Origin of the sequence: Nonomuraea zeae, from assembly GCF_005889725.1 — a bacterium.
Taxonomy (GTDB): Bacteria; Actinomycetota; Actinomycetes; order Streptosporangiales; family Streptosporangiaceae; genus Nonomuraea; species Nonomuraea zeae.
This window is the reverse complement of sequence record NZ_VCKX01000294.1, coordinates 1-14697: the sequence shown is the minus strand read 5'-3', so window position 1 is coordinate 14697 and position 14697 is coordinate 1. Positions and strand designations below refer to the sequence as shown.

Annotated in this window: 15 protein-coding genes; 9 read left to right on the top strand and 6 right to left on the bottom strand. The window is 69.2% G+C overall.

The window, feature by feature from the left end; translation table 11 throughout:
• Positions 1 to 574 (top strand): tyrosine-type recombinase/integrase (locus ETD85_RS50760; protein ID WP_206059392.1); only part of this gene is annotated, 574 nt, incomplete at its 5' end.
• An 871-nt stretch (positions 575 to 1445) separates the two neighbouring features.
• Here the strand turns inward: ETD85_RS50760 and ETD85_RS50750 are convergent.
• The 3 genes from ETD85_RS50750 to ETD85_RS50740 all read right to left on the bottom strand — a co-directional run bounded on the left by ETD85_RS50750 (position 1446) and on the right by ETD85_RS50740 (position 2961).
• Positions 1446 to 1943 (bottom strand): hypothetical protein, encoded by a 498-nt coding sequence (locus ETD85_RS50750; protein WP_138697041.1) that lies wholly within the window; start codon positions 1941 to 1943, stop codon positions 1446 to 1448.
• A 258-nt stretch (positions 1944 to 2201) separates the two neighbouring features.
• Positions 2202 to 2396, bottom strand: a complete 195-nt coding sequence (locus tag ETD85_RS50745) for a CsbD family protein (RefSeq protein WP_138697040.1) — start codon at positions 2394 to 2396, stop codon at positions 2202 to 2204.
• A 163-nt stretch (positions 2397 to 2559) separates the two neighbouring features.
• Positions 2560 to 2961, bottom strand: a complete 402-nt coding sequence (locus tag ETD85_RS50740) for a VOC family protein (protein WP_138697039.1) — start codon at positions 2959 to 2961, stop codon at positions 2560 to 2562.
• Positions 2962 to 4630: 1669 nt separating this feature from the next.
• On the opposite strand from ETD85_RS50740, the gene ETD85_RS50735 reads away from it, so the two are divergent.
• From ETD85_RS50735 to ETD85_RS50725, 3 genes are all read left to right on the top strand, one after another.
• The gene (locus ETD85_RS50735; RefSeq protein ID WP_240779967.1) at positions 4631 to 5290 is read left to right on the top strand and encodes a DUF1707 SHOCT-like domain-containing protein; all 660 of its coding nucleotides are present in this window, start codon (positions 4631 to 4633) and stop codon (positions 5288 to 5290) included.
• An 86-nt stretch (positions 5291 to 5376) separates the two neighbouring features.
• On the top strand, positions 5377 to 5604 hold the full coding sequence (locus ETD85_RS50730) for a hypothetical protein (RefSeq protein WP_138697038.1): 228 nt from the start codon (positions 5377 to 5379) through the stop codon (positions 5602 to 5604).
• On the top strand, positions 5601 to 6566 hold the full coding sequence (locus ETD85_RS50725) for a tyrosine-type recombinase/integrase (RefSeq protein ID WP_138697037.1): 966 nt from the start codon (positions 5601 to 5603) through the stop codon (positions 6564 to 6566). Before ETD85_RS50730 ends, ETD85_RS50725 begins: the two co-directional genes overlap by 4 nt.
• Before the next feature lie 112 nt (positions 6567 to 6678).
• Here the strand turns inward: ETD85_RS50725 and ETD85_RS50720 are convergent, their stop codons facing one another.
• The 3 genes from ETD85_RS50720 to ETD85_RS50710 all read right to left on the bottom strand — a co-directional run bounded on the left by ETD85_RS50720 (position 6679) and on the right by ETD85_RS50710 (position 8302).
• On the bottom strand, positions 6679 to 7191 hold the full coding sequence (locus ETD85_RS50720; protein ID WP_138697036.1) for a hypothetical protein: 513 nt from the start codon (positions 7189 to 7191) through the stop codon (positions 6679 to 6681).
• Positions 7192 to 7465: 274 nt separating this feature from the next.
• Entirely contained in the window at positions 7466 to 7801 is a 336-nt protein-coding gene (locus tag ETD85_RS50715) for a hypothetical protein (RefSeq protein ID WP_138697035.1), read from the bottom strand.
• 105 nt (positions 7802 to 7906) lie between these two features.
• Positions 7907 to 8302: a hypothetical protein gene (locus ETD85_RS50710; RefSeq protein ID WP_138697034.1), complete on the bottom strand. Its 396-nt coding sequence runs from the start codon at positions 8300 to 8302 to the stop codon at positions 7907 to 7909.
• A 253-nt stretch (positions 8303 to 8555) separates the two neighbouring features.
• On the opposite strand from ETD85_RS50710, the gene ETD85_RS50705 reads away from it, so the two are divergent.
• The 5 genes from ETD85_RS50705 (at position 8556) to ETD85_RS50685 (ending at position 14524) form a co-directional block, all read left to right on the top strand.
• Positions 8556 to 9083 (top strand): SigE family RNA polymerase sigma factor, encoded by a 528-nt coding sequence (locus ETD85_RS50705; protein ID WP_138697033.1) that lies wholly within the window; start codon positions 8556 to 8558, stop codon positions 9081 to 9083.
• The gene (locus ETD85_RS50700) at positions 9080 to 10276 is read left to right on the top strand and encodes a TolB-like translocation protein (protein WP_138697032.1); all 1197 of its coding nucleotides are present in this window, start codon (positions 9080 to 9082) and stop codon (positions 10274 to 10276) included. The genes ETD85_RS50705 and ETD85_RS50700 overlap by 4 nt, the downstream gene beginning before the upstream one ends.
• A 124-nt stretch (positions 10277 to 10400) precedes the next feature.
• Positions 10401 to 12629 carry an SF1B family DNA helicase RecD2 gene (gene recD2, locus ETD85_RS50695; protein ID WP_138697031.1) on the top strand — a complete coding sequence of 743 codons (2229 nt, stop codon included), beginning with the start codon at positions 10401 to 10403 and terminating at the stop codon, positions 12627 to 12629.
• 198 nt (positions 12630 to 12827) lie between these two features.
• Complete coding sequence (locus ETD85_RS50690) at positions 12828 to 14027, top strand: L,D-transpeptidase (protein ID WP_138697030.1); 1200 nt, start codon at positions 12828 to 12830, stop codon at positions 14025 to 14027.
• Positions 14027 to 14524 carry a GNAT family N-acetyltransferase gene (locus ETD85_RS50685; RefSeq protein WP_138697029.1) on the top strand — a complete coding sequence of 166 codons (498 nt, stop codon included), beginning with the start codon at positions 14027 to 14029 and terminating at the stop codon, positions 14522 to 14524. The genes ETD85_RS50690 and ETD85_RS50685 overlap by 1 nt, the downstream gene beginning before the upstream one ends.
• Positions 14525 to 14697 lie beyond the last annotated feature (173 nt).

Genomic DNA, 14697 nt, shown 5'->3' with positions numbered 1-14697 from the left:
GGTGACGATCCGGGACGTGCGGGCGATGTCGGCGGCGCTGCCGGCCACCCTGCGCGGCCTGCGCGACCGGGCGGCGCTGCTGGTCGGCATCGGCGCGGCGGCCCGCCGTTCGGAGCTGGCGGGCCTTCTCTGCCGCGACATCACCGTTCACGAGCAGGAGGGGCTCAAGGTCGGCATCCGGTACGGCCGGTCCGGCGCCCGCCGGCCCGCCATCAAGCGGGGCAGCGGCCTGACCGACCCGGTGGCCGCCTGGACCGCCTGGCGGGACGCGGCCGGCCTCGATCCCGCCGGCCCGGCTTTCCTCACCATCGACCGGCACGGGAACCTCGGCCGCCGCATGTCCCCGGCCTCGGTGGGCGACATCGTGATCAACGCCTGCGAGCTGGCCGGGATCCCGCGCAAGACCTGGCACGGCGTCCGCGCCGGTCTGGCGACGGAGGCCCGCCGTGCCGGCCACGACGCGAAGACCATCGCCGAGCTGGGCGGCTGGTCACCCACGTCGCGGGTGCTGTCCGCGTACATGCGGATCGTGGAGGAGTGGGCCGGCGACGCGACGGCGGGGATCGGGCTGTGACCAGCGGTGTGCACGTTCAGGGACGTGCGCCAGCGGCCGCCGGACGAGGCCGCCGCGCGGTGGTCGTGCAGGGCGGCGTGGCGGAACTGGCAGACCGGCCCGACCGCGCGTAACAAGCCCAGGCGATGGGCGTCGCCGAGAAAGGCCATGATCCGCCAGGGCAGCCGGCCCCTGATCGCGAGCTGGCTCCGTCGCGATGAGGCATGCCGGCCACCCGTGATGATCGCCCAGCCCGACGACGGCCAGGAATCCGCCCGCGAGTGCGGCGACGGATCCGATCAGCAGCGCGTACGGGAATCCCGCGGTCGCGAACACGAGCGTGGGTAAGGGCCGAAGCCGAGTGCGGCGGCCAGTCCGCGCACCCCCGTGAGCGTTCTGTCCGATCGCCGGCTGGACGTGAGGTTGCAGGCCGAGGTGAGGGCGGGTCGCTCGGCCCACGCGATGAGATGACCAGCCGCCGCCGGGTCAGGGCGCGGAAAGCCCCGGCCAGGGCGGCGATGTCGCCGCTTCGGCAGGTGCTTCGGCAGGTGCTTCGGCTGGCGCTTCGGCTGGCGAAGGCGCAGCTCGCCTCGTCGGTGATGAGCCGGGCGGGGCTCATCACCGCCTGGTTGGCGGTGAGCTGCCATCGCACCGGCATCGGCTCAGGGTCGTCCAGCGATCGGTGCCGGGCCTCGGCCTCCCATTGCCGCTGTACCAAGCGGGCCAGCACCTCGGCGGCCTTGTCCACGTCGGGTGGAGCCAGGACGTTCGCCGCGCTGGGGTGGCGCCGGGCCCAGCCTGTGATGGCATGAAGGCTTTCAAGCGGCGCGGCCCTCCGCCTCTGGGCGGCCTGCTCGGCAGGGTGAACGCACCTGGTGGCGGGCCGCCGCCCTCATGCCGGGCGCCGCTCCTCGATCCACCGGCGCAGCGTGCCGACGCACTGCTCGTTGTAGGGCTCCACCCACTGCCGGGCGTAGGGGCGGGTGAGGAGGGAGAGGGAGAACGCGGGGATCCGGGTCCAGCGCGGCCACCCTTTGTCGCCCTTCCACCACAGATCGGTCTTGCCCGTCCAGGTACGGCGGACTTCGACGAGTCTTTGAGCCGGCACTCGGCGGGTCCAGAGCATCTTGTGGACCTTGACCTCGGTGTCGTTACAGGTGACGCCCAGGAAAGCCGCCCGTGCCAGGGTCAGGACGCCCACGGCCACGAGGGGCGCCGAGACGATGACCACCGAGATGACGGCTGCCGCGGCCATGTCCGGCGGCTCCGGCCAGATGTGGCCGTTTTCCACCTTCAGGACGGTGGTCGCCCAGTGCAGGCCGAGTGCCAGGTAGATGAGCCCGGACAGGGCGACGCCGAGTCGCACGATCGGGTGCGCTCGCAGCTTCATGCCCCCATGATGAGCGCTGCGCCACCCGACGGCCACGGCAACGTGCTGCCGGCCCGCACGCGTGGCCGGCCGGCGTGATCGTAAGGCCAGCATGATCGTGATGCTGCATGATCGTGCAGCGCCGTGCCCAGGCGCCAGCCCCCTGCATGCCGTGGGCACCCGGCCGGACAGGCCTGCGCTCTGCGGGGCCCAGCGCCCCTCTGAACGGGGCTACTGGGCCCGGCTTGGTACGGGATACTCCATGATCGGAGCGGGCCGTCACTTCTTGAAAGCGTCCTTGACCTTCTTGCCGGCGTCCTTCACCTTCTCCCCGGCCTGCTTCATGCCACCCTTGGTCTGATCTGCGCGCCCTTCGGCCCGCAGGTTCTCATCGCCGGTGGCGTCGCCGACGTTTTCCTTCGCCCGTCCCTTGAGTTCCTGCACCTTGTTACGGATCTTGTCGCCAGTGCTCATATCAGTGCCTTTCTGGTCGCATTCTGCAAGCCCCTACTTTCCGACCAGGAGGGACGAAAACCTGGTTTCGGCCAGGGGACACAATTCGAGCCGTCGCCGCAGCGCCGACCGGCCTGCCCGCAGGGCGCGAGACCCGCACGACTGATCAGAGCACAGCGCGCGTTCAGAGGTAGAGGCAGAAGGGATGGCCGTCGGGATCCAGCATCACCCGTACGTCGTCCTGCGGCTGGAACCCGGCCTCGACCGCCCCGCAGGCCACTGCCCATTCGACGGCCGTGGGCAGGTCGCCGACCTGGATGTCGAGGTGCTGGGACGCGTTCTGCGTTCCGGGCCGGCTGGGCCACACGGGCCGGGCATGGCAATGCTCGTACTCGAAGCTGACGGTGGGGCCGGCCACGTCCGTCGGCGGCCGGATCTGCGCCCAGCCCGTCTCCTCGGGCTCTCCCGGATTCGGGCCGTGCTCTTGCGTCACGGGCCAGCCGAGCAGCCGAGCGTAGAAGCGCGCGAGCGTGCGCGGTTGCGAAGTCCCGACCGTCACGGCGGTCAGCTGGAGACGAGGCGGCATGGTGGAGGGCTCCTTCTCTGATGCGTACGTGTCCGCGGACCCCGCGCTCTCCCCTCAAGCCCTACGCCTTAACCCAGGGACCGCTGAACCGTGCCGCCCCCAGCCGCCCTCCCTTTGAGGACCACCCACCATCGGGTATGTACGCGTCTCCATGATCCTGGGCGAGAAGATCTACCCCCGAGATCCCGAAGGACACCGTCTGCGCTTGTGCTGCCTGGGAGAGGCACTACATCCCGGACGGGTCCTTGATCGCTGCGAGCCTTACAGTGTGCCCATGAACCTCCAACACCAGCCTGACCCGCCCCGGTCGAAGCATTCTCTGCCCGTGTGGCTGAGGATTCTGCTCGCCGCAGTCGCAGCTGCGTTCTTCCTTATGGCAGTGGTGTCGGCGCTTCGCGGCACTTTGTTCTAAGCAGTGCCGCAGCTCTCGGGTGAACCGGAAGACGTTCATGCCCGCTACAAGCGTGGTGATGGATGCCGGGGCCGCGTCGGCCAGGAGGGTCGCCGCCTGGCGCCCCGAGCGCACCACTCCCACCACGACCCCGTCCCCCGAGCGCGGCCGAGGCTCTGGCCCCACACAAAACGGGGCGACGCCAACTTTGCTGGACACCGCCCCGCCTAACTGCATCAATCCTCTGTGTGCACGACGCATTCGCTCGATCGCAGCGGCGGTTAATCCGCCAACCGGCGGATGGTTCAAGCGAGGCTGGTCGGGTCAGCGGGCAAGATCAAATCCCAGCTGCCGCCCTGGCCACTGTGCGCTCCTCCGGCGGGGCACACGCCATTGGTGGAATGGCCGTTGAACCACAGGCCGAAGCACTTGCTACAGTGCCGCCAGTTACGCTGCATCGTCAGGTCGCGGGTTGCCGTCGGGCTCAGATCCTCTTGAGCTTGCTGGGTTGCCATCGGTGTCCTTTCTTCGAAGGTGCGCTCCAACCCTTGACGGATGCCCCCGGGCCACTCACACAACCTCCGCGCACAGCCAAGAACCGCCAACGCCGCGCTGACGTGCTGCCCCCAGTACCCGCACACGTTCGAGCCGGATCGGGATCGCTGCTGCATGCAATACGCCGGCACCGCGGGGGATCAAGAACTGCCAGATCGGCGCGCTCCTGACCTATGCCACGGCGCGCGGCCAGGCGCTGCTCGACCGGCGACTCCTACCTGCCCGAGCACATTGCGGCTTCACGAGATCCCGCACGCCTTCCCCAGCTCAAAGGAGCACGACTTCACTTGCATGCGCACTTCGACCGAGGACTCGGCTACGTGGTCGCGGGCGAGCAGACCGACGTCCGCAACGCCAACCCAGAAGTGCTCTAGAAGAGCACCGGTCGGATGCCCTAGATCCTACGCAAGGGGACTGGCGAATGTACGGGCACTTAGGGTCGGCCGTTTTTTGAGCAGCTTGCCGTCGTCCTGCGAAGCACCTTCACATGCAACTTGCACGAGCCGGCGGTTGGTGCGGTCTGATCGGTTGTTGGTGGTGGAGCAGAAGTGCGGGCGCGGCGGTGCAACTGGGGTACGCGCCTTCGCCTGGGTAGGGGAGTCCGCTGGTCTCCAGCCTGCGATCTCCCTGCGTGGGGTGCGGCGTCGCCCTGGGGGTTGTTCTTGCGGGTTGCGGGCCAGAACATGATCGTTAAGAACCCCTCATAATCCTCCTTATGGGGGTATGGTGATGGTCCCCGGCGAACCCCCGAAGAAGAACAAACTTCACCCCGATCCGGAAGCGAACACCATGGGCGAAAACCAGCAACCGACCCCCTTCCACTCTCCCCAGATGCGTGTCTCACATGACGAGCGCGAAGCGGTGGTGGAGCGCCTGAACACGGCTGCCGCCGAGGGGCGTCTCGACTTCAGCGAGCTGGAAGTGCGGCTGGATCTGGCGCTGAACGCCAAGACGTACGCCGACCTGGCTCCTCTCACCGCCGATCTGCCGCAGGAGGGCCCGGTGGAACCGCTGGTCCTCAAGGGAGGCATGAACGGCGCGACGCGGACGGGACGTTGGCGAGTGCCGGCGCAGATCACCGTGTACGGCGGCATGGGCAGCGTCAAGCTCGACTTCACTCAGACCGAATGCCGGCTGCCCGAGATCGCGATTGAAGCGCACGGGCAAACGGGCGGTGTCACCATCGTCATCCCTGATGGGTGGGTGGCGGATACCTCGGAGATGGATCAGGGCCTCGGGGGGTTCCGGGACAAGACCACATCGGAGCGGCTCCCCGGGACGCCGAAGATCCGCCTCACCGGCAACGGCGGCACCGGCGGCGTGGTCATCCGCCACCCGAACAGCTGGGACCGGCGAATGCAGAGGCGCAAGCAGGAACGCTGAGCGGCCACAGTCGCCTGCTTGCGGCAGAGAGCTGCCAGCGGCATGAGCCGCCCTGCCACGACGCCTTCCTTGCAGGAGATCACCCGATGACGAGCCCCAACATCCAAATGCACGGCGCGATGCTGCGTTGCACCCGCCCCCGACTGCCCGACCCCATCCCGGAAAACATCTCCGCCGCGCTGCGGACCCGCACTCCGGAGGCCGCCGCCTCGTACGAGATCGCCAGCCCCGGGCTCGCCGTCGGCAACCCCACCCTGCTGGAGGCGCTCGCCAAGATCGCCACCCGCACAAGCTCGACCGGGGGCGCGCCGTGACCGCCGGGCTGGCGCCGCGCCCGGGCCACGACCTCGCCTTCCCGCCCGACCTGCTCGGCTACGTCCAGGACCTGACGATGGCGTGGCTGCTCTCCTACGACTCGCCGAACACCCGCGCCAGCTACCGGCGCGAGATCGAGCGGTGGTTCAGCTTCTGCGCCGAGACCGGCCTCGACCCGCTACAGGCGCGCAAATCGCACGGCAACGTCTACAAGCGGTGGCTGGAGCTACAAGCCGGCAAGCCGATCCCGCCCAAGACGATGAACCTGCGGATCTCGGCGGTGTCGTCCTGGTACGACTACCTGTACGACGAGGACGTGATCGACGCCAACCGGTTCAAGGGCACCCGGCGGCCGAAGGTGAACCGGCAGCACTCCGAGACCGTGGGCCTCACCCGTGCGCAGGCCCGCGACGTCCTGCACGCGGCCGACCACGACCACGGCCGGGAAAGGCAGCGCACCGCGGCGCTGATCCGGCTGCTCATGGAGACCGGCATCCGCGAGACCGAGGCGCTGGCGGCGCAGCTCACCGATCTCGGGTACGAGCGGGGCCACCGCACCCTGCGCATCGTGGGCAAGGGCGCCAGGCCGAAGACGCGCAAGGTGCCGCCGGCGGCGGCGTACGCGATCGAGGTGTACCTCACCAAGCGTGCCGAGCGTGCCGGGGTGATGGTGGAGCAGCTTGCCGGGCCGCTGTTCGCGACCAGCACGGGGCGGCGCCTCGATCGCAAGGACGTGTACGAGCTGGTGGTGCGCGTCGGCCGCCAGGCCGGGATCGACGGGCTGCACCCGCACAAGCTGCGGCACACGTTCGCGACCCTGGCCGAGGAGGCGGGCGTCAGCGTCAAGAAGATCCAGGAAGCGCTCGACCATGCCCAGTCCTCGACCACGGACATCTACCTGACGACCGCCAGGCGGCTGGAGGACGATCCCTCGGACCTGGTCGCCGCGGCGATCGAGTAGCGGGCGACACGGCATCCGCGCCTCGTCATGCTTGCGATGTGCGGGAGCCGTTGAAGGTGGAGTCGGAACGTCGACGGTCGCGGTAGCCGTACCTGTTGTGAGGCATAGATGGCTACCAGGCGTCCCAGACGACCTGATTGCCGTTGTAGATCACGACGTTGCCGTCGCTCTGGATGACGAGTTCGCAGGCCGCGCTGCCGCCGCACGTGGACCACGTGTTGGAGGCCCATCTGGCCGTCGGGGGGTTGTAGTTGTAGACGACGAAATTGCCGTCGGTCTGGAACTCGGCTTTGTAGGCAGGGGGCTGCGTCCACGTTTCGGTGGTGCCGGTCGCGAAGACGGCGCGGCCGTTGTTGTACAGGACGAGGTTGCCGTCGGTCTGCATGATCAGCTGCGCGTTGCCGATCTGGCAGACCTCACCCCTGAGGAGATTCCCGCCACCCTCCTTGATGTGCCAGTTATTGCCGACCTGCGTCCTGGTGCGGAACTGACACTTTGCGTCATAAGCGACGGCGGCCGAGGCGGCAGGGAGCACGGCGTGTGCTGGTGGCGTTGCGACCGCCAAGGCTGTGACGATGAGCGGGGCTGCGGCGCTGATTCGGGCGACTTGTCTGAAGCGTGGCATGGTCGATCTCCAGCAGTTGGCGGACCTCTACATGGAGCTTCAGGGGCCGCGCTGCTGCACGTCGAGAACATTTGGCGGCGGCCGAATGTCGCAGGTCTTCGGCTTCCGCGAGGGGTGACCTCGCCTCGGTTTCATTCGATGCGTGGGCGTGCCGGGGTTCCCGCTTGTGGCGGCGACAGCCGGAGCTCGATCTTCCTGCGGACGAGGACGGAACCCACGCGGACGCGCCAGGCCGCGCGGCCGCCCCGGGGTTCCGGGGCGGCCGCCAGTGGAATCACAGCCACGTGATCAGCAGGTCGAGGCGGTACGTCTTGAAGGGCCCGATCTTAACCTTCCGTACGCACCGGTACTTTTTGGCCAGCTTCTTCTTGAACGTGTAGAACTTGCCCTGGGCCTGGCACTGCCACTTCGTGGGGTAGTGCCCGTAGGTGACCCAGCGGTCCATCGCGGCCGCGTTGAGGGCGGCCGGGACGGCGGCGCTCGCGGCGGACACATGGGCGACGGACGCGACGGACTGGGGAGTGGCGGCCTGGACCGCCGCCGGCGCGCTCACCCCGAGGGCGAGAGCGGTGAGGAACGCGACCGTGCCGAGTCTGAGCCTTCTGTTCATGATGGTTCCTTTCGGGATCGATGACCGCGGGCGCCGTCGGCCGCGCGGCCGAGATGCATGGCGGGCTCGTGCGTGAAACAGGAACGTGCGAGCAGGGGGCGCCGGTCAGCAGACGACGGTCCGCTCGTAGCTGGAGGACGGGGTTCCCCACTTCCAGGCGCGGACGCCGCCCTTGCCCATGCCGAAGCAGGGGCTGTCGGGCCCGTGCTTGATGATCACTTTGACGTGCATCTTCTTCTTGCACGTGTTGCGCAGGATGACCGCCTGCTGGACCTTGTTGACGTAGCGGGCGACGCAGGCAGGGGCAGTCCCGGCCAGCGCCGTCCCGGAGAGCGCGGCGAAGCCGTCCGATGTCGCCGCCGTGGTCGCCGCCGTGGTCATCTGGGCCGTCACGGCGGAGGCCCCAGTGGGGAAGCCCACCGCCGCGTGCGCCGGTGCCGCGGCGAGGAGCCCCATGGCCACGGAGGCGACCGCAACGGCTCCGAGTGTCTTCACTCCCATGTCCGTCTTCCTCTCGTGTGTGCTGACGAGGGGAAGGTAGGCCGGGACGTGTTGAGCATCTGTTGAAGATTCGTCGAGGCCTCACGTAGGGGAGGCCTGATCCTGGACAGCGGAACACCGCGCCTTCCCCGGCAGCCGGGGCGGGTCTGCGGCGTCTCTCACACTCCGGGCGGACTCCTTGGCCCCGGCTGCGAGATGGGCGCCCCAACCATCTGCCGATGACGGGCGTCGGTAACGGGTGAGAGGAGTCATCTTGGACCCCAACGACAGCTTCCGCGAGTTCATGGCCGTCCATCAGCAGTCGCTGATGCGCACGGCCTACCTGCTCACGGGGGACGCCCACCTGGCCGAGGACCTGCTGCAGAGTGTGCTGCTGAAGGTGCTCAGGCGCTGGCCCAAGCTGGCGGACGTCACCAGTCCGCAGGCGTACGCCCGCAGGGCCCTGGTCAACCAGTACATCTCCTGGCGGCGGCGTCTGGCCAGGGTGGCCGAGCTGTCGAGCGCCGAGCCGCCGGATCGGCCGTACTCCACCGAGGATTCCACGATCGTCCGGCTCGTCATGCTGCGAGCGCTCGCGAAACTGCCGCCCAGGCAGCGGGCGGTGATCGTTCTGCGCTACTACGAGGACCTCACCGAGCACGAGACCGCCAAGCTGCTGAGCTGCTCGATCGGCACCGTCAAGAGCCAAGCCCACCATGCGCTCGCCCGGTTACAGGTGCTCGCGCCGGAGTTGGCACCGAGGTTCGCCGACATGGAAGACCTGAGGGGAGCACGCCGATGACCTGGCTGCGAGATGTCCTGGACGACGTGGCCGACCACGCGCCCCGGGTGGACCTGACCGAGCAGACGATCAGGACTCGCGAGCGGCGGCGGCGCAGGACGGCCTCGATCGTCGCGGCCGCCGCGGTCGTCGCCACCGCGCTCGGCGCGACGGCCGCCGTACGGCTGCTTCCCGCGGAGCCGCGCCCGGCCGTCGCGCCCGGGACGGGGAGCGACCTGCCGGCGCGCGGGGTGGGGCCGCTGAGCCACGCCTTCATGACGTTCTGCCGGCCGGAGCGTGGCAAGGCGCCGGCGGGATGCGTGAACGGCGGCTGGCGGGTGGTCACCCGCGGCGGCGCGACGTACCGGGTGGCGCAGGCCCTGTCCGGTTCCCCGTCGGGGCTGCGGCCGAGCCCGCTGGCGATCAGCCGGGACGGCCGTAAGATCGCGTACTACGACGCCACGGCCGGCACCTTCGCGGTGCGCGACCTCGCCTCCGGAACGGTGGTCACAGCTCCGACGAAGGTGCCCACAGCCTGGCTCGGCAGCATCGCGCACCTCCTGCTGTCCGATGACGGCCGCTTCCTCGCCTTCACCAAGGCGCCGGCGCTGAAAGATCCCGCCATGCTGTTCGACATGCGCGAGCGCATGGTCCGGCCGCTGCCGAACGGCTGGAACCCCATCGGCCTGTCCCCGGACGGTGACACGATCACCTTGGCGCAGTACGCGCCCAAGACCCGTCTGCAGACCATCACCCGGCTCTGGCAGACCTCCACGGCGAGCGCTGCGACAACCGTCGACGTCGCCGGGCACTACCTGGCCGGCGCGCTCGGGCCCGACGGGCACAGCGTCGTCGCGGTGGAGAGCGTGGACGCGGGCATCACCGGGTGCCTGAGAAGCGGCGCCGACCTCGTGCACCTGGACCGGACAACCGGCAAGGTGCTCCGGAGGGTCCCCGTGCGCGGCCTGTCCATGACTGCCAACTTCGTCCACCTGCGCGGCTGGACCGGCCCCCAGGAGATCACGGCCCTGGCCAAGCCCCTGGACTGCCGTGAGCGGGACGACAACGCGCCGGTATCGAGCTTCGACCCGCTGTACGTTCCCTTCACGGCCTACGCGGTGAACGTCCGCACCGGCACGGCCAGGAAGCTCGCCACCTACACTGCCCAGGGCTTCTTCCAGCTCGTGCTCCCAGGCTTCCCCGGCACCCTGTGACGGGTCCTCTGCGACGTCACGGACACGTGGGCTATCCGGTCCGGGTCCGTCCGACGACGGATCGCCGGCTCGACGGCCCGGGGCAGGTGTCGCGGTGACGAAGATCTGCCCTAGTCTCGTCCGTGTGGGGAGGCCCAACGAGAGCCCGGACGGCTCCAGAGAAGTCGGTACGAGTCTGAGCGCGGTCCTGGAGCGCATCACCTACGCCAACGACGAGACCGGCTACACCATCGCCCGCGTCGCCACCGAACGCACCGGCTCCGAGCTCCTCACCGTCGTCGGCCCCCTGCTCGGCGCCCAGGTCGGCGAGTCGCTGCGGCTGCACGGCCGCTGGGGCTCCCACCCCCGCTACGGGCGGCAGTTCGAGGTGTGGTCCTACACCACCGTGCTGCCGGCCACCGTGCAGGGCATCCGCCGCTACCTCGGCTCCGGGCTGATCAAGGGCATCGGCCCCAAGATGGCCGAGCGGATCGTCGACCACTTCGGCACCGACACCCTCGACATCATCGAAAAAGAGCCGCAACGCCTGAGCGAGGTGCCCGGCCTGGGCCCCAAGCGGACCAAGATGATCGCCGCCGCCTGGGACGAGCAGAAGATCATCAAAGAGGTGATGATCTTCCTGCAGGGCGTCGGCGTGTCCACCTCGATCGCCGTGCGCATCTTCAAGCAGTACGGCGAGGCGTCCATCTCCGTCGTCAAGGGCCAGCCGTACAAACTCGCCGACGACGTGTGGGGGATCGGCTTCAAGACCGCCGACACCATCGCCCAGGCCGTCGGCATCCCGCACGACAGCCCCGAACGCGTCAAGGCCGGCCTGCGCTACACCCTGTCCCAGGCCGCCGACGACGGCCACTGCTACCTGCCCGCCCCCAACCTCGCCGGCGACGCCGTCAAGATCCTCGAGGTGCCCGCCGACCTCGTCACCGCCTGCCTGGAAGACCTCGTCGCCGAAGAAGGCGTCGTCCGCGAGCACATCCCGGCTGGCGACAACCTCGTACCCGCCGTCTACCTGCCGCCCTTCCACCGCGCCGAGCTGTCGCTGGCCTCCGGCCTGCTGTCGCTGCTGCGCGGCGGCCACGACCGCCTGGCCGGCTTCGCCGACGTCGACTGGGAACGCGCCGAGAGCTGGCTGCACCGCCAGACCGGCGCCGAGCTCGCCCCCGAGCAGCGCCAGGCGGTCCGCCTGGCGCTGACGGAGAAGGTCGCGGTGCTCACCGGCGGCCCCGGCTGCGGCAAGAGCTTCACCGTACGCTCCATCGTCCTGCTGGCCCGCGCCCGCCGCGCCCGCGTCATCCTGGCCGCCCCCACCGGCCGCGCCGCCAAGCGCCTGGCCGAGCTGACCGGCCACGAGGCCACCACCGTGCACCGGCTGCTGCAGCTGCGCCCCGGCGGCGAGGCCACCTTCGACCGCGACAACCCCCTCGACGCCGACCTCGTCGTCGTCGACGAGGCCTCCATGCTCGACCTGCTGCTGGCCAACAAGCTCGTCAAGGCCGTCGCTCCCGGCACGCACCTGTTGTTCGTGGGCGACGTCGACCAGCTGCCGTCGGTCGGCGCGGGGGAGGTGCTCAAAGACCTGCTCGCCGCCGACGACATCCCCCGCGTACGGCTGACGCAGATCTTCCGCCAGGCGAAGGAGTCCGGCGTCGTCGTCAACGCCCACCGCGTCAACACCGGCCACCATCCCGTCCTGGAGGGCATGAAGGACTTCTTCCTGTTCCCCTGCGAGGAGCCGGAGGAGATCGCCGCCCTCACCGTCGACGTCGTCGCCCGCCGCATCCCGCGCCGCTTCGGCCTCGACCCCCGCCGCGACGTCCAGGTCCTGGCCCCCATGCACCGCGGCGCCGCCGGCGCCGGCGCGCTCAACACCGCCCTGCAGGAGTCCCTCACCCCGGCCCGCGACGGCATGCCGGAACGCCGCTACGGCGGGCGCGTCTTCCGCGTCGGCGACAAGGTCACCCAGCTGCGCAACAACTACGACAAGGGCGCGGCGGGGGTGTTCAACGGCACCGTCGGCATCGTCACCGACATCCGGCCCGACGAGCACAAGCTCACCGTCCTGACCGACGAGGACGAGGCGGTCGACTACGCCTTCGACGAGCTCGACGAGCTCGCCCACGCCTACGCGGTGTCCATCCACCGCTCCCAGGGCAGCGAATATCCCGCCGTCGTCATCCCGCTGGCCACCAGCGCCTGGATGATGCTGCAGCGCAACCTGCTCTACACCGCCATCACCCGGGCCAAGAAACTCGTCGTGATCGTCGGCTCGCGCCGGGCGCTGGCCCAGGCCGTACGCACCAAGGGCGCCGGGCGGCGCCACACCAGCCTCACCCACCGGCTGTCCACGCGCTGACCCTCGCGCCACGCCCGCACCATTGGCACCATTTGCACCATTCGCACCGGCCCGCGCCACGCCCGGGCCGTTCCCAGCCTGCTCCCAGGCATAAGTGATTGAAACGTGACCGAACTTACCTAAATCATTGTTCGTCTTACATGCAGGAGCATTAAGGTTTTTGGGGTGCGTTTGATGCGCTTGGGGGAGAGGACAGTCTTGAACGTTGCGCCTGCTTGGAGGAGACCCGCCACCGCGGCCGCGCTGCTGGCCGTCGCGGCCCTGACGGTCTCATGCTCCGGCGCCCCGGCCGAACAGGGCCCCGGCACGCCCGAAGGCACCACGACCGCCACCCCGCAGGCGCCCACCATCAAGATCAGCCCCGCCGAGGGCAGCGCGAAGGTCAGCCCGGAGAAGAAGGTCGTCGTGACCGCCGCCGGCGGCGCGCTGGAGGACGTCACCGTCGAAGCCGACGGCGAGCAGGTCAAGGGCAGCTACAACACCGACAAGACCAAGTGGGTCTCCAAGACCCCGCTCAAGCCCTCCACCAGCTACAACGTCACCGCCAAGGCCGGCGTCACCACCACCACCTCCGCCTTCACCACCGTCAAGCCCGAACGCGCCCTGCAGATCGCCGACGTCACCCCCAACGCCAAAGGCGAGACCCTCGGCGTCGGCGCGCCCATCATCGTGACCTTCAACCAGCCCGTCACCAACAAGGCCACCATCGAGCGCGCCCTGGAGGTCGAGGCCGAAAAGCCCGTCGACGGAGCCTGGCGCTGGATCAACGACACCGTCGCCATCTACCGCACCGCCAAATACTGGCCCGCCCACCAGAAGGTCACCTTCAACGCCGCCATCACCGGCATCAAGGGCGGCAAGGGCCTGTACGGGGTCAAGGACTACAAGGCGACCCTCAAGATCGGCGCCAAGCAGATCAGCAAGGTCGACACCAAAAAGCACATGATGTACGTCTACAAAGACGGCAAACGCGTACAAACCATGCGCATCAGTGCGGGCATGGCCACCACCCGCGAATACACCACCACCTCCGGCGTCCACCTCACCATGGAACGCGGCAACCCCGTCCGCATGATCTCCCCAGGCCGCAAAAAAGGCGACCCCGGCTACTACGACGTCATGATCGACCACGCCGTCCGCATCTCCAACTCCGGCGAATACGTCCACGCCAAGAACAACGTCTGGGCCCAAGGCGTCCGCAACGTCAGCCACGGCTGCATCAACTCCCGCCCCGACCAAGCCAAATGGTTCTACGACAACTTCCAGCGCGGCGACGTCGTCGACATCACCGGCACCACCCGCGAGCTCGAATGGAACAACGGCTGGGGCTTCTGGCAGATGTCCTTCAGCCAGTGGAAGAAGGGCAGCGCACTGAACGGCAAGGACGGCAACGCCTGATGCGGCTACGCCCAGGAGGACCCGGCGACGTCGCCGCCGTCCTGCACATGTTCGACAGCGCCGTCACCTGGCTCGTCTCCCAAGGCCGCACCGGCCAATGGGGCACCGAACCCTTCACCGGCAACCCCCGCCGCACCGAACAGGTCACCAGCTGGGCCACCGGCGGCGGCATGCAGATCGCCGACATCGACGGCCACCCCGCCGGCTGCATCGTCGTCGGCCCGCCCCACGACTACGTCGCCCCCGCCGCCGAGCCCGAGCTCTACGTCCAAGCCCTCGTCATCGACCAGCAGCACGCCGGCCACGCCATCGGCCGCACCCTGCTCGACTGGGCCCTGCAGGAGGCCAAAGCCCGCCAGGCCGCCCTCCTGCGCGTGGACTGCTACGCCGGCGACGACGGCCGCCTCGTCACCTACTACGAACGCTGCGGCTTCACCCGCGCCGAACCCTTCACCGTGGGCGAGTGGCCCGGCATGCTCCTGCAACGCCGCCTGTGACCCGGCCCCTCCGCGCCCCCCTGGTGTGTGACCCCTGGTGTGATCCGGCCGCTCACACCAGCGCCAGCTGCGCCGCCCGCGGCTCACGAGGCTCCACCACCGGCGCCCCGCACCCCATCCCGTACACCCGGCACAACTGCGCGATCTGACCGGTGATCCGCCCCTCATACCCC

Coding starts and splice junctions, on each gene's coding strand:
- ETD85_RS50750 (WP_138697041.1), bottom strand. CDS start 1,943: ATGAAGCTGCGAGCGCACCCGATCGTGCGACTCGGCGTCGCCCTGTCC.
- ETD85_RS50745 (WP_138697040.1), bottom strand. CDS start 2,396: ATGAGCACTGGCGACAAGATCCGTAACAAGGTGCAGGAACTCAAGGGA.
- ETD85_RS50740 (WP_138697039.1), bottom strand. CDS start 2,961: ATGCCGCCTCGTCTCCAGCTGACCGCCGTGACGGTCGGGACTTCGCAA.
- ETD85_RS50735 (WP_240779967.1), top strand. CDS start 4,631: ATGGTGATGGTCCCCGGCGAACCCCCGAAGAAGAACAAACTTCACCCC.
- ETD85_RS50730 (WP_138697038.1), top strand. CDS start 5,377: ATGACGAGCCCCAACATCCAAATGCACGGCGCGATGCTGCGTTGCACC.
- ETD85_RS50720 (WP_138697036.1), bottom strand. CDS start 7,191: ATGCCACGCTTCAGACAAGTCGCCCGAATCAGCGCCGCAGCCCCGCTC.
- ETD85_RS50715 (WP_138697035.1), bottom strand. CDS start 7,801: ATGAACAGAAGGCTCAGACTCGGCACGGTCGCGTTCCTCACCGCTCTC.
- ETD85_RS50710 (WP_138697034.1), bottom strand. CDS start 8,302: ATGGGAGTGAAGACACTCGGAGCCGTTGCGGTCGCCTCCGTGGCCATG.
- ETD85_RS50700 (WP_138697032.1), top strand. CDS start 9,080: ATGACCTGGCTGCGAGATGTCCTGGACGACGTGGCCGACCACGCGCCC.
- ETD85_RS50685 (WP_138697029.1), top strand. CDS start 14,027: ATGCGGCTACGCCCAGGAGGACCCGGCGACGTCGCCGCCGTCCTGCAC.